This is a genomic window from Occallatibacter riparius, from assembly GCF_025264625.1.
Classification (GTDB): Bacteria; Acidobacteriota; Terriglobia; order Terriglobales; family Acidobacteriaceae; genus Telmatobacter; species Telmatobacter riparius.
In genome coordinates, this window is record NZ_CP093313.1 from 2,123,522 (window position 1) to 2,146,754 (window position 23,233).

Sequence of the window (23,233 nt, forward strand, 5' to 3'; positions counted from 1 at the left end):
GGGGGATGCTATGCGAAGAGATCTCTTTCTGGCGATTGCGGGTTTCGTGATCCTGATGGGGTGCGGCGGCACGGGCAATCCGCCAACAAACGACACTGCAACGCCCAAATGGAAAGCTCCCTACCGTCTGGCACTTACTGACCAGACACGCGAGACGAGCAAGACGGGTGTCACTCTACCCGCTATCGGCTATACGGTCGCTACAAAGGACTGGGAGAGACGCGCCGCTCTGGTGGTCAGATTCGACGCGTCCGGGGCAATGAAACCTCAGCCCGGCGGAGACCGGCTCATTATGGCACCGGTCGATATTCCCGGTTCGGGCGGAAATTTCCCTTCCGAATACATGACTTCGGCCGATAAGCAGTTGGCGAAAATGTTCGCCGATCGCTGCATGAACGGAACGGTGAAAATCAACCTGGCAATTGTCAGATCGTCGATCCGACCCAACGCTGAGGATGCCGAGATCAACTCAAAGCTTTTGTCTGACTGGCTGCCGGCCGAGGTTGTGTTCAAGAACCCGCACCCGAAGTGCTAGCGGGGCGGAACGAAGTCATCGACTTAATCTAGTCATTCGGATACCAGTCCGAGTGTTCCGACCATGCGTGGCATGACAGGCACATCGTCATGGTCCACTGCTTCAGGCAGCCGGGGCAGACCCCGCCGGTGTCGAACGTGTTCCACGTCTGACGGCAGGAGCACATCCAGCGGTCTTCGGCGCGCGGCTCCCAAAAGCACAGCGGGCAGCGAATCCGTCCTTCGGCGCCGGAATCCCGTCCGGTGGGGTCGGTGGCGGGCCTGCCTGGGGCGATGGTCGTGGGGATGCCCGAATCCATAAGGACCTCCGGGACGTTCTGATAGTGCGATAGTACCGCAGCCCGGGTCGAAGCGCAGCGCCACGGGCTCCCATCCGGCGGGTACCGCCGCCGCGCCTGTGACTTTATCCTGGGAGACCCATCCAACGGATGCCCGGCTTCCCCTGCGCAACTGGAGGTTCACCATGTTGTATCGAGTTTTGACCGCAGCCACGATTCTCATTGTCGTCCTGCTGATTGGCCGTGCTTATGTGCAGGCGCGTCCGGCGGCCACGTCGCCGCTCCCCACTGCCACCACCGACGAGCCGCGCGCCCAGGCATCCACGCGCGAGACCGCTGTCTTTGCGGGAGGCTGCTTCTGGGGCGTGCAGGGGGTGTTCGAGCGAGTCAAGGGAGTTGTCGACACGACGGCTGGCTACGCTGGCGGCACGCAGGAAACCGCGACTTACGACCAGGTGAGCTCCGAGACCACGGGCCACGCCGAGAGCGTGAAGGTGGTCTATGACCCATCGCAGATCACCTACGGCGAATTGCTGCGTGTCTTCTTCAGCGTGGCGCACGACCCGACGCAGCTCAACCGGCAGGGGCCGGATGTGGGGACGTCCTATCGCTCGGCGATCTTCTATACAAACGACGAACAGAAGCGCATCAGCGAGGCGTATATCGCGCAGCTCAATCAGGCGAAGGTCTTCAAGAGCAAGATCGTCACGGTCGTCACGCCGCTCAAGGGCTTCTACGACGGCGAGGATTACCACCAGGACTACGCGCTTAACCATCCCGAGAACCCGTACATCCTGGTCTGCGACAAGCCCAAAATTGGCGCGCTGAAGGAGCAGTTTCCGGAGCTCTATAGGGAGTACAGGGGGAAGTAAGTCTCCTGGTGGGGGGCAGGTGTGATCGCCATCACCGCCCCGCATCGCATCAATATCGCAAACTCACTCGGCTACCTCCCGTGTGTGGCAGCGGCGCCAATATTCTTTGCGCTTTCGAAGTCAATTCAGAGTCGCCATCTGTGTGGGGTAACGAGAAAAATAACAGCTAAAAAAAAATTTACTTCGCCAAATATTCGCCATCTGCAGTAACTGATTTACATAGAGCAGTTTATAACACTTGGCACAGTACCCAGTTTTCGCCCGTTACCCAAATAAATTGCGAATATCAGGCGAAACTTCCCGCTCGGTCTTACGCAAGAAAGTTAATCAAACAGTAACGATTCGCCCTCACGAGGGCAGGAACCGGAGGGCGACCGAGTTCATGCAGAACCGCAGCCCTGTCGGTTTCGGGCCATCGTCGAACACATGGCCCAGATGCCCGTCGCACAACCGGCACGATACTGCCGTCCGGACCACCATCTCGCTGCCGTCCGGTGTCTCCACAATGTTCTCTGGGGCAATCGCCTCCCAGAAACTCGGCCAGCCGGTGCCCGAGTCGAACTTGGCTCGCGACGAGAACAGAGGCAGGTCGCATCCCGCACACCGGAAGATTCCCCGCCGCTCCTCGTGGAGCAACGCGCCTGTGAACGGCCGCTCCGTGTCGGCATGGCGCATCACCCAGTAGGCGTCGCGCGAGAGCAGACGCCGCCATTCGGTATCTGTGCGGATGAGGCGCGGGAGCGTCTGGGTTCCCTTTTTCGATCCGTCCGCTCCGATCAGGGCGATCGTCACCTCGCGCGGCCCTTCATCGGCTCGTAGGGGCTCAGCCGGCGCCACAGTTCCCCGCCGCAGACTAAAGAAAGCGAGCCCGCTCGCCGCCGCCGCTCCGCCGAAGATGAACAGGCGACGACTGAGAGAACCTGATTCTGCCGATATAGGAGCGTCAGCAGTGATGCCGAGATGCTGCATGTCTCATTGGATGGAGCAACGGGACGAAAGTTACCGATTCATGAGAAGGGCTCTCCAGCATGTGCCGGAGAGCCCTGGTTTCCCTGATCGCCGCGTCTAATACCGCTTCAGGAACTCCGGATCCACCGGGTTCTCGAACAAGCTGGCGTCCCTGGTCACAATCGTGAGGCCGGACGGGGTGACGAAGTAGCGTCGCTTGTCTTCGAGCGGATCGTACCCGATCACCGTTCCTTCCGGAATGTGCACGTCGCGGTCGATGATGGCGCGGCGGATCCGGCAATGGCGGCCGATGTTGACGTGCGAGAAGATCACGCTCGAGTCGACTTCGGTGTAGGAGTTCACCCTGACGTCCTGCGACAGCACCGAGTTCGACACCGACGCACCGGAGATGATGACGCCGGCGGTGATGATCGAATCGATGGCCATGCCGGTACGGCCGGGCTCGCGGAAGACAAACTTCGCCGGCGGATACTGGCGGACGCGCGTGCGGATAGGCCAGCTGCGATCGTAGAGGTTGAACGTCGGCGACACCGAGCAAAGGTCGAGGTTGGCCTCGTAGTAGGAGTCCAGCGTCCCCACGTCGCGCCAGTAGCGCGCGGTCTGCTTGTTCTCGTCCACGAAGCTGTAGGCCATCATCTTTTTCTTGCCCAGCATGTTGGGCAAAATGTTGTGGCCAAAGTCGTGTTTGGAGTCGGGGTCCTCAGCGTCGGAGATGAGCGCCTTGAGCAGCACCTCGGTGTTGAAGATGTAGATGCCCATCGAGGCGTCCACCGAGTCGGGAGCGAAGGGTGAGCGGACGGTCGTCGTGGCCGGCTTTTCCTGGAATCCGATGATCTCGCCGGTCTGTGCTACCTCCACCACGCCGAAACGCGACACCTCTTCAGGGGCGATGGGCAGGGTGGCGAGCGTGACGTCGGCCTTGCTCTCCTGGTGGTACTCGAGCATGCGGGCGTAGTTCATCTTGTAGATCTGGTCGCCCGACAGGATGATCATGTACTTCGGCTGCTCGGAGCCGATGGAGTAGAGATTCTGATAGACGGCATCGGCAGTGCCCATGTACCAGTTGGCGCCAGTGCGCTGCATGGGCGGCAGCAGCTCGAAGAATTCCCCGAGCTCCTGGGCGACGACCCCGGTCCAGCCTTCGCGGACATGCCGGTTCAACGAGAGCGCTTTGTACTGGGTGAGGATGAAGACCCTGCGCAGGCCCGAGTTGATGCAGTTGGAAAGCGTGATGTCGATGATGCGATAGTGCCCGCCGAAAGGGACGGCCGGTTTGGCGCGGTCGCGCGTGAGCGGGAACAACCGCTCGCCGGCGCCGCCCGCGAGCAACACTCCAAGCGTGTCTCTCATTTCCACGGTTCTGCCCTGCCTTCGTTCAGTCAGATGCTGGTTGGTTGGACTGCACCACTGCCCTGCGTTGCGCAATCCGGGACGTTGTTCCTCACTCGCGGATTTCGCACTGTGGAACCCCGGATGGCGAAGAATACCACACCCACATAAACACTGAAGTCTATCCACGGAATAGGTTTGTTGTCATCTGCTCAGAAACCCAGGCGGTCAAGGACGCGCACCGGCAGACTTGTCGGGAAGCCTGTCGCTGATTGCCCACAAAAGACAAGGGCCGAAGCGCATGCGCTCCGGCCCTTGCCAACTCAGCAGCAGCTACTTCTTGTGCTTCGGCAGGAACTTGTACTCCACGCCAACGGAGAACGCGGCATTCACATCCCACTGCTTGTCGTGTTTGCCGTAATTCACGCCATAGTGCGTCCAGACCGCATCGGGCGACATGCTGAGAGCCCAGCGAGCGGAACGGTTGAGCACGAAGTGGCCGCCCGCGATGGACGCAAATGCGAACTGGTTGTTGTAGAAGCCGACTGTCTGCGCGTTCGCGGGAGTTCCATCGGGATTGCGATAGGCGCCAAGGTCATGCTCGAAGTCGCTGTAGGCTCCGCCAACCAGAACGTGCGCAGTGATGGCGCCGTGCTTGTTGTGCGGCCCCAGCCACTCCGGGCCCGCCGCAAACATGTACTCCGCGATGAACGGTCCCTTGATGGTGTCCGGTTGGCCCTGGGAGTTGAAGACACTGTTCGGCGCTGCGCCGCTGGTGCCGAGTGACGGGCGGAAGGTGCCTTCAAGACGCCACCGGTTGGCCAAGTGGTAAGAACCGTTCACAGTCAGGCCGCCGAGGTTCGCGCCCTGAAGCAGATTGGGACCGGCCTTGATGTGGCGATATGCCAGCTCGACCGACATCTCCCACCTGTTGTCGTAGCGAACACCGGCCAACGGATCGATGGTGATATAGGCCGGCGCCGGAGCAGGCGTTGGGCTGGTGGGCGGCACCTGCGTCTGGCTCGAGGATTCCTGTGCAGACGCCGAGACACCCGCGCACACCATGAGCGCGGCAACCGCCAAAGAAGAAGCAAAACTTGCTGGGAAACGCATCGTTTTCAAGATTACAGGACCGCGCTAAGGCCGGACAACGCGCCGGGCCGGGATTTCGAGTGCTTGGGATTGGGACGGTTCGCCCGGCTCAGGGTGAGCAGCGATCAGCCCATCGACTGTAAAGCAGGTAGTAGCCGGTATGAAGCACTTCAGACGCCGAGGCGATCCAGGATGGGCCTTCGGCCGGTGAATCGAGTGAGGGGGCGACGTGGCCGCGCCACTCAAGAGGGGTGTGGGAGAAGACGATCCCCGCGCGGGGCAGATGGCTGGGGCTGGTGACCACCTCGGCCGACTTCCAGCCGTGCTGCTTCATGATTCGCGCGGAGTAGCATGCGTTCTGGATTGTGTTCTCGGCTTGCGGCTCCTTGACGATGGCAGAGTCCGGCACTCCCTGGGCCCGCGCAAGCCGTGCCATTACGTCTGCCTCCGTATACGCCGAGGTCTTTCCGCCCGTGACGATGATCCGCGGAGCGACACCGCGCTCGTATTCGCGCACGCCTTCGGTAACTCGGGAAAGCAGAGCGGGGCTTGGGGTGCCGTCGCTATCGATCTTCGCGCCGAGAACGATGATGGCGTCGACGCGGCCGGCGTTCGTATTCCCAGCCGGGGCAAAGACACGCGCCAGGATGGCCCAGAGCAGCAGCACGGAGCCAACACCGGCACCCGCCAGGATCAGCCGCGTGCGTGCGCTAAGGCGCGTCTTCGTGCGCGAGGCTGCGCTGTGCCGGGGCAATGGACGTTTGCGCGGACGCCGTGCCGGTGCCTGCCGCCGAAGTTGTTTAGGGGTGGATTGCAACAGCGCCTCTCGCCTTCACTCTATCGCGGAGCGGGAGAGGGCCGGGATAGCAGACGGTGTACCCCGCGACCTGGCCGCCAGGCGCAGCGACCAGCCGGAGTTCAGGCGAACTCCAGAGGCTTCTCCCACTCTGAAAACGCAATCTCACCCAGATCCTTGCGCGTGCGTGGCACCGTCTCCAGGTTGCGCTGATATTCAACTTTGATTGCGTCGGGCTCTCCGAGGTAGCCGATGGCGTTTACTGATCCCAGGTGGTAGTCGTCCGGGATATCGAAGAGCTTGCGTGCCACATCGTGATCGAATCCCGCCATCTGGTGCGAGTGCAAGCCGAGCGCGGTGGCCTGGTAGCAGAGAGTTGCGTCGGCAGCGCCCAGGTCGTGCATCGCATATTCATTCACGGCGCCGTTCTTCGCGAAGGTCTTCTTCGCTGTGCCCAGCACGAGCACCGGGGCAGCTCCGGCCCAGGCCTGGTTCCACTCGCCCAGCGACTGGAATATCTTGTCGTACGTCTCGGTTCCGCGGCGGCCCACGATGTAGCGCCAGGGCTGCTCGTTGCTCGATGAGGCCGCCCAGCGCGCCGCTTCGAACAGCGTGCGCAAGTCCTCGGGGCTCACGTCTCGGTCGGCAAAGGAGCGCGGGCTCCAACGGTGCAGGATCACGGGAAGCACGCGCGGCACGTCGGCGCGCTTGATCTGCTCAACTTCTTCGGCGGTCTTGGACATTGCGGGGAACTCCGGAAGGAAAGTAGCTGCACCCGATTGGATTGCGCCGGGTGCAGAAGGGATTCCGGATTCAACGGATTACGCCTGCAGCCTTAGTGCTTGTCTGAGGAGGCGTACGCCGCAAACCCGCCGATCAGAGCAACCGCGGCAAGCAGCCCGGCGAACATCAGCGCCGCTCCGGTGGCGTTTTGCATCGAGGCGGGCAAGAGAGCCTCCATGTGCAGTGCGCGAGGCGCATCGGCGATCCAGGCGAACAGCCCCACGCTCTGCTTTGCTTCCGACACCAGAAACGCCACCGCCGCGATAAGCGCCACCGCGACCGCGAACACCTGTGCGCCCAGGATCGGCCGGCTGATGCGCTCGATGGCCGCGTTGCGGCGGCGGAGCTGAGCGCGCCACCAGATCGCCCCGGGCGACTCGAGCCGCGGCTCAGCCGATGCGGCCGCACGCTCCCGGCGAAACGCTGCGGAAAGCACAACCCGCTGTGAGCACGATTTGCATTCAGCTACGTGCGTACGCAGATCGTCAGTGCAGGCTTCGGGCCAGAATCCCGCAAGGAGAGCCTCTGCCAGTTCGCGCTCGCGATTGCAGATTCCGAAGCTCATTCCGCACCCCCTGCTACTACCTCAACGCCTGGCTGAATCAGATGCGCCGCCTTCCTCCGTGCACGGAAAAGGAGCAGCCGTACGCTAGCGGAAGCCAGGCCCATGATCGCCGCGATCTCGCGGTGCGAGTAGCCCTCTGCGTACGCCAGCCACAGCAACTGGCGCTCGCGCGGCTTCAGTTGCAGCAGCGCCGGTCCCAACAGGGCGCGGCTGTCCGCCGCATCTGAAGTATCCGGCGCCACGAAGTGGTCTTCGGAAACGTCCTCAATCGCAGTGGACTTGGGCCGCCGCCAATGGTCGCGCAGGAGATTGGTCGCGATTCGGAACAGGTACCGCCGCGCGGCCACTTCGCCGTCCACATCGATGCGCGGGGCGTCGGCCGCTAGAAACCGGATGTAGCTCTCCTGCAGCAGATCGTCGGCCAGCGCCGGATCTCCGGAGACGCGGGCCAGATAAGCCCACAGCGGCCGCGCCGAGCGCTCGTAAAACCCGGCAAACGCGTCGCTATCCATGTCCGCGTACGAGATCGACCCAGGTCTCGCGGCGGAGACCTGGTTTGCGATCGGCTGCGGGATGGTGTTTTCCAGCGGCATAGGCCTTTGCTTCCTCACTGTACGCTCTCCGGAGCACTAACGTTCCAGATGCGTGTCGAATGAATGGCCTTGTGAAGCGGGCGGCGGCATCAGGCCGAGCCGCGATGCCAGCACCCACGTAATGCCCGCCGAGACGATAAAGCCGATTCCGGGCATCAGTGTCAGCACGCCCAGCACCCGCATGGGTGTCTCGTAGTCCGGGCCGGCTCCGCGCAGCATGAAGAACCCGGCACCCAGAAGCATGAGCACCACTCCGATCTGGATCGGCGTCAGCACCCGCGCCACTGCGTTCGGCACGCGCTGGCTCGTCTCCGCATGCAGAGGAATGGGCGCCGCCTCAAGGAACCGCCTGCCCGCCTCGGTCTGCATATAGGCGGCGATTTCCTGGCTCGATGAGAACTTGTCAATCAGCCGCCCGTGCACTTCGGACTGCAGCTTGAAGGTGCGGCCCCAGCGGCGGTTCTCGACGAAGACGCGCACGCCCCAGATGGCCGCGACCAGGAAGCACGCGAAGGCCAGCAGCGGAGCCATATTGCTCAGCAGCTCATCAAAGCCGTTGCGGCGCGAGTAGTTGTAGACCTCCGGCCACACCTCACGATTGAGCGCCTCGTCCGGCGAGCCATCCTGCGGATTCATGTGATTGAAGAGATAAGCCTCGGGGCTCCGCGCCACCTCGGGATGCGCCGCGAGGAAGTCGGCAAGCTGCGGATTCTTGCCCCGGACGTACGCCTCGTCGGCCAGCAGCGACGGGTCATGCGAGACAACTGTCGTGAGCGTCGGGCTGGTGCGCAGTAGCTCGATCAGCTGGCGCTGCGTGGCGGCGACTTCTTTTTCGCTCTGCGGGAGCGAGGGGGACACGGCCGGCGCCGGTGCGGCAGCATGTGCCGGTGCTGCCGCATGCGCGGGCTGAGCAGGCGGAGCCTGAGCGCCAGCTAGCGTCAGCGGAACGGCCAGAAAACATGCAAGCCAGGGAAAACTGCGTTTGTCCATCGGACACCTCATTCAGTGCTTCTGCTTACTCAACGAACAAGGGGTACGAATGGTTAACAGCAGCTGGTGGGATAACGCGAAACCGGGAGGGTTTATCATCAATGAGGGTCGTGGCGTTACGGTGCCGCGCCTTTTTTGTGTGTCCAACCGGAATCTAGAAACACCTTGGCAGGAAGTTGAGTGATGCGAGCAAAGACGGCGGTAGTGCTGGGCGCCCAGTGGGGCGACGAGGGCAAGGGAAAGATCGTTGACGTGCTGAGCGAGCGCTTCAGCGCCGTGGCACGGTACGCCGGCGGCCATAACGCCGGCCACACCGTCATCATCGGCGGGCAGAAGTTCGTGCTCCAACTCATCCCCTGCGGCGTGCTGCGCAAGGGCTGCCAGGGCGTTATCGGCAACGGAGTGGTGCTCGACCCCATCGCCTTCCTCAAAGAAGTTGCCCGCGTCAAGGAACTCGGCGTCGAGGTTGATGGCGCGCTGAAGGTCTCCAACCGCGCCCAGGTCATCCTGCCCTACCACCGCATGATTGAGCTGGCGGCGGAATCGGCCCCAGGCCGCCAGAAGATCGGCACCACCAGCCGCGGCATCGGCCCCGCCTATGAGGACAAAATGGCGCGCGGCGGCCTGCGCGTCGTCGATCTGCTCCGGCCCGATCTGCTCAAGACCCACATCGAGGCCGCCTGCGCGGAGAAGAACAACATCGCCCACGCGCTGTTCGGCACCGACCCTCTCGATCCAGCCAAAATCTACGACGAGTATTCCGCCGCGGCCGAACAGGTGCGCCCATTCGTCACGGACACGGCGCGGCTGCTGAACGGCATCCTGCGCGAGGGCGGCAGCGTGATGTTCGAAGGCGCGCAGGGCACCATGCTCGACATCGACCACGGCACCTATCCGTTCGTTACATCATCAAGCGCGACGGCTGGCGGCGCCTGCATTGGAACCGGCGTCGGACCGACGGCCATCGGCACCGTCATTGCCGTTACCAAGGCTTACGTCACGCGCGTGGGCGAGGGGCCGTTCCCAACTGAGATCCACGAGCCCATCGGCGAACACCTCCGCGCCCGCGGCAACGAGTACGGCGCGGTGACGGGCCGTCCGCGGCGCGTGGGCTGGCTCGATATCCCGCTGCTGCGCTACTCAAACCAGGTCAACGGCGCGGAGTGGCTGGTCATCACCAAGATGGACGTGCTCGACGAGTTGGCCGAGATCCCCATCTGCGTGGGCTACCAGATCGATGGCAAGGTCACGGACGAAGTCCCGGCCGATGTCCAGGGGCTGGAGCGCATCAAGCCCGTCTATACGAAGCTGAAGGGCTGGCAGTCGTCCACCGAAGGGATCACGAATTTCGACAAGCTACCCGCGGCGGCGCGCGAGTATTTGCGGTTCCAGGAGCGGGAGAGCGGCGCGAAGATCGGCATGGTCTCCACCGGCCCGGATCGCGACCAGACCATGCTCCTGCCGGAGTTCGCGGCGGCGCTCGACGAGATTCACAGGTAAGCTCGATTAACGGATAGAAGGCCAGGAGCCTCCGAAGGGGGAAGAGACTGCACATGGTGACCTTTACGGTTCGCATGACGTTCCATGCCGAAGATCGGCAGGAGATCGCCGACGCGGTGCGCAAGCTCGCCGAGGCATCGCGCCAGGAGCCTGGCTGCGTTACCTACATTCCGCACTCTGTGCAGGGTGATTCCGACACAGTCCTGATCTATGAGCAGTATCGCGACGACGCGGCGGCCGAGGCCCACCGCCAGTCCGATCATTTCAAGAAGTACGCGGTGGGCTGTCTCTACCAGCGCATGCGCGAGCGGGCCCGCGAAGACCTCATCGCTCTCATCTGACGGTTGCCGTCGTCGAACAAGCGGGAGCCGGAGCTGAAAGCCCACTGCGATGAAATTGCATTCAGGCACGCTGAGGATTCCATTGACCAGCGCGTCTGTTCGGGCTACTATCCGGTACGCGCATATGCCCTATAAAGATGTCCCTCTGTTTCTCCGTGCACGGAAGTGTCTGTCGGTGTCCCTCGTCCTGTTGAGCCTCGGATCCGCGGCAGCGCAGGCACGATCAGGCATGCCACGCGCTGAGCGCCACGAGAGCCGACATGAGATCGATCAGCTTGAGGAAAGCTGGAAAGACGCCATTCTGAAACACAACGTCCAAGCCATGGATCAGCTTCTGGCCGAAGACTACATAGCGATTACATCCAACGGAACGCTCCAATCGAAGGAGCAGACTTTGGCGAACCTCAAGGCGGGCACCCTCCACTTCAGCACCATTGACTTCTCCGACCGCAAGGTGCGGTTCTACGGGCAGACGGCGCTGGTGACCTCAATGGCCGAGGTCAACGGCAATACGGGCGAAGGCGATCTCTCCGGCAGTTACCGGTTCACTCGGGTGTACGTGCGTGACCCCAAGGGCGAATGGAAGATCGTGAGTTTTGAGGCCAGCCGGATCCGCGAACCGGGAGAACGCAAGTAGCGCAGAGTTACTCCTGGGACCTTACGGGGACGGCAAAGGTGCTACAGCGTTGGGTACGATTGGGCGGACAAAGCCTTGCGGCAAATCCAAGATCTCACCCTATAATCAGTTACGGCCATTCCCCATGGTTCGGAAACGGTTTGTCAGGCCTATTCCCCTTCCGTTCCCCTCCCTCCGGAACCGGAATCAGGACCCATCGTTCTGGTCTGAGGAGAGGTGTTTATGGATCGCAGGCAATTAGGGACTCTCAGGTTTGTTTCGCTTCTGTTGATCTTGCCAGGACTGGCTGGACTCGTGTTCTCGGCAATGATTTCGACGGAATACCTGCAGACACTGCCCCAAGTACCTCAGCCTGCGGAGATGCGGATGATTCCGAGAAATATCCATGGAACCGTGGTCTATGAGACGAAGGAAGAAGACCGCCGCCTCACCCTTCTCGAGGATTCGTCGGTCATAGTCTTCCTGGCCGGACTCGGTTTTGGCTTGGTCTACCTGAGAAAATGGGGTATCGCGCAGGCCCTTGCCGGTGATGACGAAGATCAGCTCGCGGAGCAGCCCCGCTAGAGTCTCGCGCCTCTCTTCTACAATCGATCCATGCCCGAACTTCCCGAGGTGGAAACTGTCGCCCGGGGCGTGGATGCGCGCGTGCGTGGCGACAAAATCGCCGAAGCGTGGTTCAGTTCCTATCCCCAGACATTCAAAACATCACCACAGACACAGGCCAAAGGTCTGGAGGGCCGCACGATTCTAGAGGTTCATCGTACCGGCAAACACATCGTTTGTGAGCTTGCCTCTGATGCGGCGACAATAGACGCGCAATGGATTGTGCACCTTGGAATGACCGGCAGGCTGCTGGTTACCACTCCCGACGCCCCCTTGGCACCGCACACGCATGCCCGATTGCGCCTCGAGAGTGGGCGCGAGATCAGGTTCGTCGATCCCCGCCGGTTCGGGCGGCTGGAATTTCGCAAGCTCAAGAAGGCGAACGGCTTCGAAGCAAAGGGAGCGGAGCCGCTCAGCATCGACAGCGCCCCGTTCGCACAGCTCTTTCGCGGGCGCAAGCTTGCCATAAAGGCGGCTCTGCTGAACCAGACTCTGCTATCCGGCGTGGGCAATATCTATGCCGATGAGAGTCTGTTCCGAGCTGGCATCCGGCCACGAAGGGCAGCCGGCCGGCTGTCTCGTGCCGAGCTGGAGAAGCTCCGCCTGGCGCTTCAGGCGGTCCTTCTGGACGCGATCCGGCTGGGAGGATCGTCGGTTTCAGATTATGTGGATGCCGAAGGCGTGCGTGGCTTCTTCCAACTCGAGCACCGCGTCTACCAGCGTGCAGGGGAGCCGTGCCTGGTATGCAGTACGCCTATCCGGCGAATCGTCGTAGGCGGGCGCAGCACTCATTACTGCCCGCAGTGCCAGAAGTAGATCACACCCTTCATGTCACATAGATCTCGGTCCTATCGTTCGTCTTCGATCTCGTTCTATGGATTTCAGTATTCGATTTACCAGGAACTCCGTAAAAGCGGTATTAAGATCTGCTCTGGATTGCCAAATTGCTGAAAATAAATGAGTGTGCAAACGGCACGGCAATTGCTGTATAGAGGGTGCCAGTGATGTACAGGCTGACAGGAAAATCCAGTCAGTCCATGATAGAGGCACCCGGATAAGAGCCCCCGCCCAAGAGCGGAGGTAACAGTGGCCAGCCGGGGACTCAAGAGACAACGGCAGGCTTAAGCCGCCGTGCAATCATAACGGGGGAGGCCAGTGACCCCGATCGTTTGGCGAAAACGCCGCTCTTGAGAGCGGCGTTTCTCGTTTGCGCTATCTATCTCGTGAGTGGGCTTCGCAGGGGTTCCCGATTTGGTACCTGCAGGGGGTGAAGCCCAAGAAGCCCCCGAAAGTGCTACTTGCCACCGTAGCCCGGGCGCTGTAGTATCAAGTTTGCCGAGAAAGTGGCTGAAGCGAGCCCCCGTAACCGGGTAGAAGCGCGCTTGCCGCTGGACAAGGAAATTCGCCCTGGAGTCCGATTTCACAGCTCAGAAGCGGCGAAATCTCCCCGTTGGTAAGGCATCACGAGAGGAAGAAAGTGGCGGCGCTGGGAAAAACGCTGTGCGCTTAACGCAGCTTTGAAGTCCCGGGGGCAGGGTCCGATTGAGCACATACATTTCCGCGGTTATCCGCAGAACGCGGCTCTGAGACTGAAACTCCGGCACGCCGAAACGGCGAATAACGTCAGCCCATAAGCAAGCCGCGGATTTGTTAGAGGAAGGCCCGCATAGTTCATCACAACAGCGCAAAGCACGAGACGGAAGCGGATCATGGCCAGTGCCTGATCAACGCCTTGTACTGCCTGACCATGAGCTGGGCCGATTCAAAAGTGAGTGGTGCGCCGGGTTCTGCTTGCCAAAGCAGAACATTCAGCGCAGGGTAGCGCTGCTTTCCCACCGGAAGCAGTAATGACCAAGGCATCCAACCATAAAGTGCCAGGAAGTGCACGCATGACGACTGAATCAACGCAGCCCCAGCCTGACGCGGGGCAGAGCCAGGCCAACGGCCAGGGCCAATCCCAGGGGCACAGGCGCCGTCGCCGCCGCCGCAAGAATAAATCGAGCCACTCCGGTGCTCCTCAGATGCAGCAGGGCCAGCAGCCACAGCAGCAGCCCGCGCAGCAGCCCCAGGCGAGCGCGCCCAAGCCTCCGCAGCAGCAGATGCAGCAGCGGCCGCAGGGCCAGCAGGGCCGGAAGAAAAAGAAGTTCTTCCAGAAGGGCAGCGGAGGCGGAGGCAGCCAGCCGCAGGCTTCGCCAGGCAACAGCATCCACGCGCCCCAGGGCAAGCGCAAGAATAAGCAGCGCGGCCCGCGCGAGTTCGTCGGTCCCATGGACCACAGCTATCGCGCAGTGAACGGGAACGTAGCGGACATGGCGGGATCAACCATCCCGACCCCGGGTAACGGGAATTTCTATTCCGATATCCATGTGTCCCAGGGGCCTGCTGCTCCGGTTCGTCATGACGCGCCGACGCGCATCTTCTGCTTCATCGAAGACCTCTTCTTCCTCGCGAAGATCAACGAGACAGCGCGCAAACTCGGCGTGAAGGTGGAGTTCGTAAAGGGTGCAGACAAAGACACCGTTGCGCGCATCCTCGAAGCTCCTGAAACTGAGCGCGCTCGCCTCATCGTCTTCGACCTGAACAACGCAAATGCCAAGCCAATGACGTTGATTCCCAAGTTCAAGACGAAATTCAAGCGTGCGACGTCGGTCGTCGGCTTCCTCTCTCACCTTCAGGGCGACCTGAAGGCCAAGGCGGTCGAAGTCGGATGCGACACCGTAATGCCCCGCTCGGCCTTTTCTCAAAGCCTGCCGAATCTTCTGCGCCGCTACGGCATGGAAGAGGAAGAAGAATACGTCCCCCAGCCCGCATAAACCAGGAGCTAGGGCTTAGGTTATAGGGCTTAGCAAAACGAAGAGCGCACCCGCTAGGTGCGCTCTTCGTTTTGCCCTAATTCCTGTTCCCTGCTTTCCTATCCCGGCGGCCAGGTGCAGTGGCGTCCGCCCAGGATGTGCACGTGGAGATGATCCACGGTTTGACCACCATCCGGACCGGTGTTGATCACGACACGGTATCCCTTGGCCAGCCCCTTCTCGCGCGCGATCTTCGCTCCAGTAAGCAGCAGGTAACCCAGCAGTTCGGCGTGATCCTCGGCGGCCTCAGCCGTGGACTTGATATGTTCGCGCGGCACAACGAGAAAATGCACCGGCGCTTGCGGGTTGATATCAGAGAACGCGTAGGCGCGGTCGTCGCTGTACACAGCCTTGGACGGAATTGTTCCTTCGATGATTTTGCAGAAGAGGCAGTCCATCGCGATCAGTTTACCGCAGCACCGCTACTGTGACGCGGCCAGCTTCCGCAGCCGCTCACTCACGTTCCAGAAGGCGCGGCTATCGTGATAAGCCGCCTTCCAGATCGATCCTTTGTCTTCGCTCAGCGGCTTGCCTTCGGCGGTGGTCAGGTTGAAGTCGCCGCGATCCTGCGCGTCCAGCGTGTGGTTGCGAATGAATTGCCACTGCTCCAGGAACCGGTCGAAGTACACCGGATTCTGCTTGCCGTATCTCTCGTGCATCAGCAGGAGCGCATTCAAGCCTTCGCACTCAACCCACCATTCCTTGCTTGTGTTCTCCGGCTCCCCCAGCGTCGTGCCCTCGTGGAAGAAGCCGCCATTCTTTGTGTCCCATCCATACGCCAGCGCGTGATCTACGAGCATCTTCGCCATGCTCTCCGTTGCCTCGCTCGCCTTGCCGTGCAGAACTTCGTCTGTCTCGAGCATCAGGTAAGCGGTCTCCACATCGTGCCCGTAGGAATCGTGATCCGGGATCGCCTGCCACGCATTCGTGAAGTAGAGATTCATCACGCCCGGCGCCACACTGACTTTGTCCCGCACAATCGCCAGCAGCTCCTCCAGCCGCGCACGCAACGTGGCATCGGGCCACACCTCGTAGAGCTGCGTGAACGCTTCCATCAGGTGAATGTGCGTATTCATCGACTTGAAGCCGACCGGCCCAACACCATTACTCTCCACGCGGCCATTCACAATTCGCATCGGCACGGGCGTCCCGTCACGGGTTAGCCACTCGTAGTAGCCGCCATGCTCAGCATCGTGCGCGTGCTGATCCATCCATGCGAAGCCCTTTTTCGCGAGGTCCAGAGCCTGCTCATCGTGCGTCGCCTGGTAGGCAGCGGCGGCGCCGTAGATGCAGAAGCCCATCCCGTAGAGCTCTTTGTGGTCGCCGAACTGCGGCGTGATCTTGCCGTCATCGTCGAGGCCCCAGAAGAAGCCGCCGTCCTGCGTGTCCCACATCACGTCTTTCAGATACTCGACGCCATGCCGCACGATGGGCGCGAATTCCTGCCGGCGGGCAGGCTCGTGCAGCACCACCTGCGCCGCCACCCAGGTCATGCGTCCCTGGAAGACAGAGAATTTGCCATCGCTGGGCAGCTTCTTCCAGTCGCGGGCAAAGTGCGAGTGAAAGCCGCCGTGCTCATTGTCCACGGCGCGCGGGAACCACACGGCCAGCACATCGTGGTGCAGGGCGTCGTCCACTTCGGCTGCGAGCTTCAAATACGCGTCGCGGCTGGGTTGATGAGGTACGCCGGTCGGACCTGCCTGTGCCGCACACACTCCGGCGACCAGGAGACACGAGAGAGCAAGACGTGTGGTCTGCACGAATAATGCCTTTCACCAAACAACGAGTCGCGAAGAATGCTAGCACAGCGCATCACGCGCGAAGGAGCTTGCTGCATTCCACTCGCAGCTTGAGCATCTTTTGCCCGGCAAGGTCAGGTTTGTTACGATTGCGCTTTCCTTTATATGGGACCGGGAAAGGACGGGCATGAAGCGCTCTGTTTTGCTGCACTTGATTTCATATGGTTGCGTGGTTGTTGTCATGGTTCTGTTGTCCGTTGAGTGCTTTGCGCAGACCCCCGATCTGCGCCTGAATCAGAAAGAATACTTTGAAGCGCCGGGGCTGAACGTGATGGCCTTTCAGGACATCTATCCAGACGGGCACCAAGGCGGCGTCTCCGTGATTCAGAACGGCGTGCGAGTCGCGACGAACGGCGATATCCGCCTCGATCCTGTGCCGGGTCAGTGGCAGCCGATGCCAAAGCAGGACCAGCGTGTTGTGGATTCGGCTGCGAATACCATCACCACGACTCTCTCCTACCCCGACCCGACGAAGAACCGCACGGGCTTCAACCCTATCGACTATCCCGATCTGAACTTCTCCTACAAGGTAGTCGTGCACGGCGAGGGCCAGTCGGTGCGAGTCACCGTGGATCTCGACAAGCCCATCCCAGAAAAATTCGTCGGGAAAGTCGGCTTCAACTTCGAACTCTTCCCGAACGATCTGTTTGGCAAGACATGGTTCCTGGGCGACACATCGGGTATCTTTCCACGTCAGCCAAACGGGCCGGAATCGCAGGACGAGAACGGCGAAATACAGCCGGTGCCTCTCGCGACGGGCGCGCGTCTCTCCATCGCTCCGGAAACAGATGCCCAGCGCATGATCATCGAGTCGAAGACAGGCAACCTGCAACTGCTCGACGCGCGCTCCAAGCGCAATAACGGCTGGTTCGTCGTCCGCTCGCTCATTCCAGCTGGCGCCACCAAACACGCCATCGAATGGATCATTACTCCCACCGCCGTTCCCGGCTGGAAGTATCAGCCGGTGGTCCATGTGAGCCAGGTCGGCTACCATCCTGCGCAGAAAAAGCTGGCGGTCATCGAACTCGCTCGCGACGATACCGGAACTGAACCGGCGCGCCTGCTGCGCGTAAATCCCGACGGCCCGACTCAGGTGGTTCTGAGCGAAACCCCGAAGGCGTGGGGTAATTTTCTGCGCTACAAATACGTCACGCTCGACTTCACAAAGACCACCGCTCCCGGCATGTATGAAGTCGCTTACCGCGAAACAACTTCGCAGCCGTTTCGCATTGCCGCTGACGTGTACCAGCGCGGCGTGTGGCAGCCGGTGCTCGAGTACTTCCTACCGGTGCAGATGTGCCACATGCGTGTCGAGCAGCAGTACCGCACCTGGCACGGCGCCTGCCACCTGGACGATGCGCGTATGTCCCAGGTCAACCACAATCACTTCGATGGCTACGAACAGGGGCCCTCAACCCTCACGCGTTATCAGCCCGGCGAAACGGTTCCTGGCCTGAATCGTGGCGGATGGCACGATGCAGGCGATGTCGACCTGCGTATCGAGTCACAGGCCGACGAAGTCTCCATCCTGGCCAGCGCCTATGAGACGTTCGATCTCGATTACGACGACACTACTGTCGACGAGAACTCTTTGCGGACGCAAATTCACATACCCGATGGAAAGGCCGACGTGCTTCAGCAAATCGAGCACGGCGTCCTCACCATACTCGGCGGATATCGCGCGACGGGGCGTGTCTATCGCGGCATACAGGAAGCAACGCTGCAGCAATATGTGCTGCTAGGCGACCCGGTAAATGCGACCGACGGCCTCTTCTACAACGCGAAGATGAAACCCGTCGAGCGCGCCGGAACCGAGTCCGGAACTCCCGACGACCGTTGGCTCTTTACGGAGCAGAATCCGGAACACGAGTACAAGGCGATAGCCTCGCTGGCTGCGGCCGGCCGAGTTCTGCGGGCGTCGAACCCAGCGCTAGCAACCGAGTGTCTCGCGGCCGCGGAAGCTCTATGGAACGCCGAGAGTGATGCCGCCAAGGATTTCGACGAGCGCATGATCGCCGCGGCGCAGTTGTTCAGGAGCACCGGTAACGACAGATATCGCCAGGCGATCCTGTCGAACGCTCAGCATATCGTTGCCGACTCTGGCCGGATTGCGTGGGCCATCGCGCCCATCACACCGCAACTCGCAAATGATGCGTTCACTCGCGATCTGCGTGAAGCGGTGCGCAAGGACTTCGCAGGCGTCGCGCGGAAGCAGTCTACCGATTCACCCTTCGGCGTACCCTACACCCCATACATCTGGGGCGCCGGATGGGACATCGAGCGCTTCGGCGTCGAGCAATTCTATCTTCACCAGGCGTTCCCTGACATCGTGTCCGCTGACTATCTGCTCAACGCGCTGAACTTCATGCTCGGCGTGCACCCTGGATCCAACACGGCCTCATTCGCCTCGGGCGTAGGAGCCCGTTCCGCCACCATCGCTTATGGCTTCAATCGCGCTGACTCCTCATATATTCCCGGTGGCGTGGTGAGCGGCACGGCTCTCATTCGGCCCGATTTCCCTGAGTTGAAGGACTTCGGCTTTCTTTGGCAGCAGATGGAGTACGTGCTCGGTGGCGGCTCCTCGAACTTCATGTTCCTGACTCTCGCTGCCGACGACGTGCTCAACGGCCATCCGCAGGCGTTTCCACCGCTCGCCCCGCCTGTACGCATTCCCGATCGCGAGCCGTAGAATTGCGCCGGAGCATGGTCAGTCGGAAGCTCATGAGTGTCCGCAGCAGGCGTCCTGGCATACCTCGTTCAACTCGCCCTCTCGGCGCTCGGCACCATACGGCCGTTTGCACGCAGGCGCAGGAGCGCATCCACATGGATGAGCACCGCTATGCCCGCGCCGATGGCGGTGCACCATCCGCGGCGATGCGCTATCACCATTCCCGGAATCTCGTTCAACGAGAGAAGGAATACGATATACCCCGTGAGCGCGGTCGTGAACAATGCATAGTTCACCGAGTTCGTCGCATAGGCAAGCAGTGCGAAGATCGCCGTGATTGCCGCGAGGTAAACCGGTCTCGGCGCAATGTGAGCGATAAACAAGCTGCCCAGCCACGCGCCTGCCAGTGTGCCCAGAACGCGTGCCGCTGCGCGCGTCAGGCTCTCTGACCACGCAGGTTTCTGCACCAGCAGCGCGGTCATTGGAATCCAGTAGCCCGATTGGATTCCGAGCCGACGATAGACCTCGGTCGCGATCAGAATGGTTATCAGCAGCCGCGTCGAATACACCGCCGCCTGGCTTGCGGAGAAGCACGGGAAGCTCTGTGGAATCTCGCGCAGCAGTTGTAGCACGCTGCGATCCTCCTGGCGCACCGCGTTCAACATCGACGTGGCCACGTAGAGCACGTCCTTTTGCAGATCGGGAATGAGCCGCAGGCCCGCGGACGTGACGATCAACTGAACGATCCCGCCTGCTGCAAGGAGCCCGGCACGCTCCAGCGCCGGTTTCGGCCCCGTGGGGAAAGCCGAGGCAACGAGGAGTGCCACTCCGGCCTGCTGGCCCACCCACGCCAGCCCGGTATGCCGTGTAGTCAGCACGCCGTAGATCACCGCGCAAACGCCGGCGGCTACCAGCAGCCAGTAATCATTGTGTCCAGCTACGGTGCCGGCAAGGGCTGCGGCGGATGTTGCCAGGACAGCTGCAATCATCGGAATCAGCCGCGAGTCGGCTATGCGCTGGTTGGGTCCGAAGCCCACCGTGAAGGCGCCGCCACCGGCGATCAAGCCTCCACCCGGATGACCCACTGCGATGCCCGTAAACAGGCACAACGCGACCGCGCTGGCGCTCATCAGCGGCAGCTCGAACCTGAACGCCTTCCAGTCAAAGCAATAGATGTCCGCGAGGAAGTGCGGACCGGTCGGGGCGCTGCCGTGGGGAATTTCGCTGGCTGCCATCGTCTCCTTACGATGCGGATGGACGGGAAGTGGCTTGCCTTCCGAAGCCGCTAACGCCGCTGCCTAACTGGTGTGATCAAGGATGATCTTCCAGCCGTCCTTGCCCTTACGCCACACCAGCGAAAAGATGCCGTTGTCCTTCGTGTCATTGTTTTGCGTTGTTCGCTCCAGGTGGAACTTACCCGTCACCAGCGCAATCTCGGTCCTGCCGCATCCGTTTGGCAGCAGGCGAACGTCGATATCGCTGAACGTGAGCGTGCCCATCTGCTCGCGAGTCGCATAGCCCTGCTTGTAGCGCTCGAGGATCGGCTTGTATCCCTTGTTCACTGTCTTGCCGATGAACGTGGTTTCCGTGGAGTCCTCATAGGACTTCATAAAGCCTTCCACGTCTCCGCGGTTCCATGCTTCAGTCTGTGCCTTGATGGCCGCGCGGATCTTAGCATCGTCGTTCGATGCCTCCTGGGCCGCGGTCGGCTGAACAGGAACAAAACACGCAAGCAGAGTAAGAGCGGCAAGCACGAACAGCTTTCTGGTCATGAGGCTTCCTCGGGGGAAATGCATTCAGCCCCAGCGTACAATGAAACCATGGGCCCCGCAGCAACTTCCTCACCATTCCGCGTTGTCCACACGGTCTGCTCGCACGATTGCCCTGACTCCTGCGGCGTGCTGGTTACGGTGAATGAGGGAGGTCGCGCCGTGAAGGTCGAAGGCGATCCGGCGCATCCCGTCACCAATGGATTCCTCTGCGGTAAAGTAGCCAAATATCTTGATCGCGTCTACTCGCCTGATCGAGTTCTTTATCCTCTGCGCCGCAAGGTCGGAGTGGCCAAAGGCCCGCTCGCCAAGGGCCGCGAGCACGAGAGCTTCGAACGCATTCCGTGGGACGAGGCGCTCGAAGCAATCGCGGAGCGGCTGAAACAGGTCGCCGATCAATACGGGCCCGAATCGATCCTGCCTTATAGCTACGCCGGCAACATGGGCCTGCTCGGCTACGGCTCCATGGACCGCCGCTTCTTCCACCGCATGGGAGCGAGCCAGCTCGATCGCACGATCTGCGCCGAGGCCGGCGGGCAGGCGTGGAACCACGTTTACGGCAAAAAGCTCGGGACACCTACGGAGGATGTGAAGCTTGCGAAGCTGATCATCGCATGGGGGGCCAACATTCATGGCAACAACATCCACTTGTGGCCCATGGTGGAGCAGGCTCGGCGCAACGGCGCGCGGCTCATCGTGATTGATCCCTACCGCACGCGTACCGCTGCGCTAGCCGATTGGCACATTGCCATACGTCCCGGCACCGACGTGGCGCTCGCTCTCGGCCTGATGCACGTCATCCTGCGCGATGGGATCGACGACCGCAGCTACATCGACGCAATGACAGTGGGATTCGATCGCCTCGCAGAGCGCGTTCGTGAATATACGCCTGAGCGCGTGGCTCACTGGACCGGTATGACCGCCGCCGAAGTTGAGCAACTCGCTCGAGAATACGCGACAACGCTTCCATCTTTCATCCGTACGAACTATGGCGTGCAGCGCGGCGAGAACGGCGGGGCAGCCACCCGCGCCATCTGCATGCTGCCTGCGATCACCGGTGCATGGAAACATCGCGGAGGGGGAGCGCAGCTCTCCACCTCCGGCGCGTTCAAGTGGGACAAGCAAACGATCGAGCGCCCCGATCTCGCGTTGAAGTCGCCGCTGAAGCGTCTCGCCCGAGTGGTCAACATGTCTACGCTTGGCCAGGCACTCACCGAACTTGGCCAGAACGGCGATGCGACAAACAGCCCCGCCGTTCACGCGCTGTTCGTCTACAACTCGAACCCTGGGGCCGTCGCTCCCAATCACAACGCCGTAGTCCGCGGCCTGGCACGGCCCGATCTGTTCACAGTGGTTCACGAGCAGTTCCTCACGGACACCACCGACTACGCCGACTACATTCTGCCCGCTACGACGTTCCTCGAGCATATCGATGCGCAGGGCGCCTACGGCCACTACTTCGCTCAGTACTCGCACCAGGCCATCGAGCCCCTCGGAGAAGCCCGGTCCAACGTGTGGCTCTTCAGCCAGCTCGCTCAGCGCATGGGTTTTGAGGACGCCTGCTTTCGCGACACCGCGGAAGAGATGATTGCCCAGGCGCTGGCGCCAGACGAATCTGGCCACTCCACCAACCCCGGCATGGAGAACATCACCCTCGCCGAGCTGCAGCAGAAGGGCCACGTCCCGCTCGCCTTCCATCGCGATCCCGAGAATCACCCCTTCAAGCCCTTCACCGAAGGCGCGGTACTCACGCCCTCCGGAAAGATCGAGTTCTACTCGGAGGCGCTCGGCTCCATGGGCCTCGATCCCCTTCCCGGCTTTATCCCGCCTACGGAATCCCGCTGGTCGGAGGCCGCGAAGCAGTATCCGCTCGAACTTCTCGGCCGCAAGAACGACAATTATATGAACTCCACGTTCGCCAATCTGCCCGGCCACCGCAAAATGGAATCCCGCACCAGCCAGCGCCTAGAAATCCACCCCGTCGATGCCGAGCCTCGTGGGATCGCGGACGGCGACCGTGTCCGCGTCTCTAATGGCCGCGGCTCGCTCCTCCTCTCCGCTCTGATTAACGAGAAACTGCCTGCCGGAGTCGTTGCCGCGCGTCTCGACTGGGCCAAGCTCCACCCTGACGCGGTCAACGTCAATGCCCTTACCAGCGAGCGCCTCACCGACATCGGTGCCGCCCCCACCTTCTACTCCACCCTGGTCGAAGTTGTCAGGGATACACAACCCGCCCCGAAGGGGTAGAATTCCCACCACAGCT

Annotated in this window: 23 protein-coding genes; 10 read left to right on the forward strand and 13 right to left on the reverse strand. The window is 61.4% G+C overall.

What is annotated here, in order from left to right:
- The first annotated feature begins 10 nt into the window (after positions 1-10).
- On the forward strand, positions 11-535 hold the full coding sequence (locus tag MOP44_RS08355; protein WP_260795571.1) for a hypothetical protein: 525 nt from the start codon (positions 11-13) through the stop codon (positions 533-535).
- 28 nt (positions 536-563) lie between these two features.
- On the opposite strand, the gene MOP44_RS08360 is transcribed toward MOP44_RS08355, so the two are convergent.
- Entirely contained in the window at positions 564-833 is a 270-nt protein-coding gene (locus MOP44_RS08360) for a hypothetical protein (protein WP_260795572.1), read from the reverse strand.
- Positions 834-997: 164 nt separating this feature from the next.
- Between MOP44_RS08360 and msrA the strand changes: the two genes are divergently transcribed.
- Positions 998-1,684 carry a peptide-methionine (S)-S-oxide reductase MsrA gene (msrA, locus tag MOP44_RS08365; RefSeq protein WP_260795573.1) on the forward strand — a complete coding sequence of 229 codons (687 nt, stop codon included), beginning with the start codon at positions 998-1,000 and terminating at the stop codon, positions 1,682-1,684.
- A gap of 348 nt (positions 1,685-2,032) precedes the next feature.
- Here the strand turns inward: msrA and msrB are convergent, their stop codons facing one another.
- From msrB to MOP44_RS08405, 8 genes are all read right to left on the reverse strand, one after another.
- Positions 2,033-2,653 (reverse strand): peptide-methionine (R)-S-oxide reductase MsrB, encoded by a 621-nt coding sequence (gene msrB / locus MOP44_RS08370; protein ID WP_260795574.1) that lies wholly within the window; start codon positions 2,651-2,653, stop codon positions 2,033-2,035.
- Between the two features lie 96 nt (positions 2,654-2,749).
- Positions 2,750-4,003 carry a glucose-1-phosphate adenylyltransferase gene (gene glgC / locus MOP44_RS08375; RefSeq protein ID WP_260795575.1) on the reverse strand — a complete coding sequence of 418 codons (1,254 nt, stop codon included), beginning with the start codon at positions 4,001-4,003 and terminating at the stop codon, positions 2,750-2,752.
- A 312-nt stretch (positions 4,004-4,315) separates the two neighbouring features.
- Positions 4,316-5,095, reverse strand: coding sequence for a hypothetical protein (locus tag MOP44_RS08380; RefSeq protein ID WP_260795577.1), 780 nt, complete (start codon positions 5,093-5,095; stop codon positions 4,316-4,318).
- Between the two features lie 88 nt (positions 5,096-5,183).
- Positions 5,184-5,828 carry a YdcF family protein gene (locus MOP44_RS08385; RefSeq protein WP_260795578.1) on the reverse strand — a complete coding sequence of 215 codons (645 nt, stop codon included), beginning with the start codon at positions 5,826-5,828 and terminating at the stop codon, positions 5,184-5,186.
- 164 nt (positions 5,829-5,992) lie between these two features.
- A complete protein-coding gene (locus tag MOP44_RS08390; RefSeq protein ID WP_260795579.1) occupies positions 5,993-6,613 on the reverse strand; it encodes a nitroreductase family protein in 621 nt (206 codons plus the stop codon).
- A gap of 92 nt (positions 6,614-6,705) precedes the next feature.
- Positions 6,706-7,218 carry a hypothetical protein gene (locus tag MOP44_RS08395; protein WP_260795580.1) on the reverse strand — a complete coding sequence of 171 codons (513 nt, stop codon included), beginning with the start codon at positions 7,216-7,218 and terminating at the stop codon, positions 6,706-6,708.
- On the reverse strand, positions 7,215-7,811 hold the full coding sequence (locus tag MOP44_RS08400; protein WP_260795581.1) for an RNA polymerase sigma factor: 597 nt from the start codon (positions 7,809-7,811) through the stop codon (positions 7,215-7,217). Before MOP44_RS08400 ends, MOP44_RS08395 begins: the two co-directional genes overlap by 4 nt.
- A gap of 36 nt (positions 7,812-7,847) precedes the next feature.
- Positions 7,848-8,801, reverse strand: coding sequence for a hypothetical protein (locus tag MOP44_RS08405; RefSeq protein WP_260795582.1), 954 nt, complete (start codon positions 8,799-8,801; stop codon positions 7,848-7,850).
- Between the two features lie 183 nt (positions 8,802-8,984).
- Here MOP44_RS08405 and MOP44_RS08410 point away from each other — a divergent pair, with 183 nt between their 5' ends.
- The 6 genes from MOP44_RS08410 (at position 8,985) to MOP44_RS08435 (ending at position 14,695) form a co-directional block, all read left to right on the forward strand.
- Complete coding sequence (locus MOP44_RS08410; RefSeq protein ID WP_260795583.1) at positions 8,985-10,301, forward strand: adenylosuccinate synthase; 1,317 nt, start codon at positions 8,985-8,987, stop codon at positions 10,299-10,301.
- A 53-nt stretch (positions 10,302-10,354) separates the two neighbouring features.
- Positions 10,355-10,642 carry a putative quinol monooxygenase gene (locus MOP44_RS08415; RefSeq protein ID WP_260795584.1) on the forward strand — a complete coding sequence of 96 codons (288 nt, stop codon included), beginning with the start codon at positions 10,355-10,357 and terminating at the stop codon, positions 10,640-10,642.
- Positions 10,643-10,817: 175 nt separating this feature from the next.
- Positions 10,818-11,279 (forward strand): nuclear transport factor 2 family protein, encoded by a 462-nt coding sequence (locus MOP44_RS08420; protein WP_260795585.1) that lies wholly within the window; start codon positions 10,818-10,820, stop codon positions 11,277-11,279.
- Between the two features lie 366 nt (positions 11,280-11,645).
- Entirely contained in the window at positions 11,646-11,843 is a 198-nt protein-coding gene (locus MOP44_RS08425) for a hypothetical protein (protein ID WP_260795586.1), read from the forward strand.
- Positions 11,844-11,873: 30 nt separating this feature from the next.
- Complete coding sequence (gene mutM / locus MOP44_RS08430) at positions 11,874-12,698, forward strand: bifunctional DNA-formamidopyrimidine glycosylase/DNA-(apurinic or apyrimidinic site) lyase (protein WP_260795587.1); 825 nt, start codon at positions 11,874-11,876, stop codon at positions 12,696-12,698.
- Positions 12,699-13,771: 1,073 nt separating this feature from the next.
- Positions 13,772-14,695, forward strand: a complete 924-nt coding sequence (locus MOP44_RS08435) for a response regulator (protein ID WP_260795588.1) — start codon at positions 13,772-13,774, stop codon at positions 14,693-14,695.
- A gap of 98 nt (positions 14,696-14,793) precedes the next feature.
- On the opposite strand, the gene MOP44_RS08440 is transcribed toward MOP44_RS08435, so the two are convergent.
- The gene (locus MOP44_RS08440) at positions 14,794-15,132 is read right to left on the reverse strand and encodes a histidine triad nucleotide-binding protein (RefSeq protein WP_260795589.1); all 339 of its coding nucleotides are present in this window, start codon (positions 15,130-15,132) and stop codon (positions 14,794-14,796) included.
- A gap of 24 nt (positions 15,133-15,156) precedes the next feature.
- Positions 15,157-16,494 carry an AGE family epimerase/isomerase gene (locus tag MOP44_RS08445; RefSeq protein WP_260795590.1) on the reverse strand — a complete coding sequence of 446 codons (1,338 nt, stop codon included), beginning with the start codon at positions 16,492-16,494 and terminating at the stop codon, positions 15,157-15,159.
- 166 nt (positions 16,495-16,660) lie between these two features.
- Here MOP44_RS08445 and MOP44_RS08450 point away from each other — a divergent pair, with 166 nt between their 5' ends.
- Positions 16,661-19,222 (forward strand): glycoside hydrolase family 9 protein, encoded by a 2,562-nt coding sequence (locus tag MOP44_RS08450; protein WP_260795591.1) that lies wholly within the window; start codon positions 16,661-16,663, stop codon positions 19,220-19,222.
- A gap of 68 nt (positions 19,223-19,290) precedes the next feature.
- On the opposite strand, the gene MOP44_RS08455 is transcribed toward MOP44_RS08450, so the two are convergent.
- On the reverse strand, positions 19,291-20,436 hold the full coding sequence (locus tag MOP44_RS08455; RefSeq protein ID WP_260795592.1) for an FUSC family protein: 1,146 nt from the start codon (positions 20,434-20,436) through the stop codon (positions 19,291-19,293).
- A gap of 63 nt (positions 20,437-20,499) precedes the next feature.
- Entirely contained in the window at positions 20,500-20,973 is a 474-nt protein-coding gene (locus MOP44_RS08460; RefSeq protein ID WP_260795593.1) for a YybH family protein, read from the reverse strand.
- A gap of 48 nt (positions 20,974-21,021) precedes the next feature.
- On the opposite strand from MOP44_RS08460, the gene MOP44_RS08465 reads away from it, so the two are divergent.
- Positions 21,022-23,217: a molybdopterin-containing oxidoreductase family protein gene (locus MOP44_RS08465; RefSeq protein WP_260795594.1), complete on the forward strand. Its 2,196-nt coding sequence runs from the start codon at positions 21,022-21,024 to the stop codon at positions 23,215-23,217.
- Positions 23,218-23,233: the final 16 nt, after the last annotated feature.

Coding starts and splice junctions, on each gene's coding strand:
- MOP44_RS08455 (WP_260795592.1), bottom strand. CDS start 20,436: ATGGCAGCCAGCGAAATTCCCCACGGCAGCGCCCCGACCGGTCCGCAC.
- msrA (WP_260795573.1), top strand. CDS start 998: ATGTTGTATCGAGTTTTGACCGCAGCCACGATTCTCATTGTCGTCCTG.
- MOP44_RS08435 (WP_260795588.1), top strand. CDS start 13,772: ATGACGACTGAATCAACGCAGCCCCAGCCTGACGCGGGGCAGAGCCAG.
- mutM (WP_260795587.1), top strand. CDS start 11,874: ATGCCCGAACTTCCCGAGGTGGAAACTGTCGCCCGGGGCGTGGATGCG.
- MOP44_RS08395 (WP_260795580.1), bottom strand. CDS start 7,218: ATGAGCTTCGGAATCTGCAATCGCGAGCGCGAACTGGCAGAGGCTCTC.
- MOP44_RS08410 (WP_260795583.1), top strand. CDS start 8,985: ATGCGAGCAAAGACGGCGGTAGTGCTGGGCGCCCAGTGGGGCGACGAG.
- MOP44_RS08380 (WP_260795577.1), bottom strand. CDS start 5,095: ATGCGTTTCCCAGCAAGTTTTGCTTCTTCTTTGGCGGTTGCCGCGCTC.
- MOP44_RS08400 (WP_260795581.1), bottom strand. CDS start 7,811: ATGCCGCTGGAAAACACCATCCCGCAGCCGATCGCAAACCAGGTCTCC.
- glgC (WP_260795575.1), bottom strand. CDS start 4,003: ATGAGAGACACGCTTGGAGTGTTGCTCGCGGGCGGCGCCGGCGAGCGG.
- MOP44_RS08405 (WP_260795582.1), bottom strand. CDS start 8,801: ATGGACAAACGCAGTTTTCCCTGGCTTGCATGTTTTCTGGCCGTTCCG.
- MOP44_RS08360 (WP_260795572.1), bottom strand. CDS start 833: ATGGATTCGGGCATCCCCACGACCATCGCCCCAGGCAGGCCCGCCACC.
- MOP44_RS08460 (WP_260795593.1), bottom strand. CDS start 20,973: ATGACCAGAAAGCTGTTCGTGCTTGCCGCTCTTACTCTGCTTGCGTGT.
- MOP44_RS08440 (WP_260795589.1), bottom strand. CDS start 15,132: ATGGACTGCCTCTTCTGCAAAATCATCGAAGGAACAATTCCGTCCAAG.
- MOP44_RS08425 (WP_260795586.1), top strand. CDS start 11,646: ATGATTCCGAGAAATATCCATGGAACCGTGGTCTATGAGACGAAGGAA.
- MOP44_RS08450 (WP_260795591.1), top strand. CDS start 16,661: ATGAAGCGCTCTGTTTTGCTGCACTTGATTTCATATGGTTGCGTGGTT.
- MOP44_RS08390 (WP_260795579.1), bottom strand. CDS start 6,613: ATGTCCAAGACCGCCGAAGAAGTTGAGCAGATCAAGCGCGCCGACGTG.
- msrB (WP_260795574.1), bottom strand. CDS start 2,653: ATGCAGCATCTCGGCATCACTGCTGACGCTCCTATATCGGCAGAATCA.
- MOP44_RS08355 (WP_260795571.1), top strand. CDS start 11: ATGCGAAGAGATCTCTTTCTGGCGATTGCGGGTTTCGTGATCCTGATG.
- MOP44_RS08415 (WP_260795584.1), top strand. CDS start 10,355: ATGGTGACCTTTACGGTTCGCATGACGTTCCATGCCGAAGATCGGCAG.
- MOP44_RS08465 (WP_260795594.1), top strand. CDS start 21,022: ATGGGCCCCGCAGCAACTTCCTCACCATTCCGCGTTGTCCACACGGTC.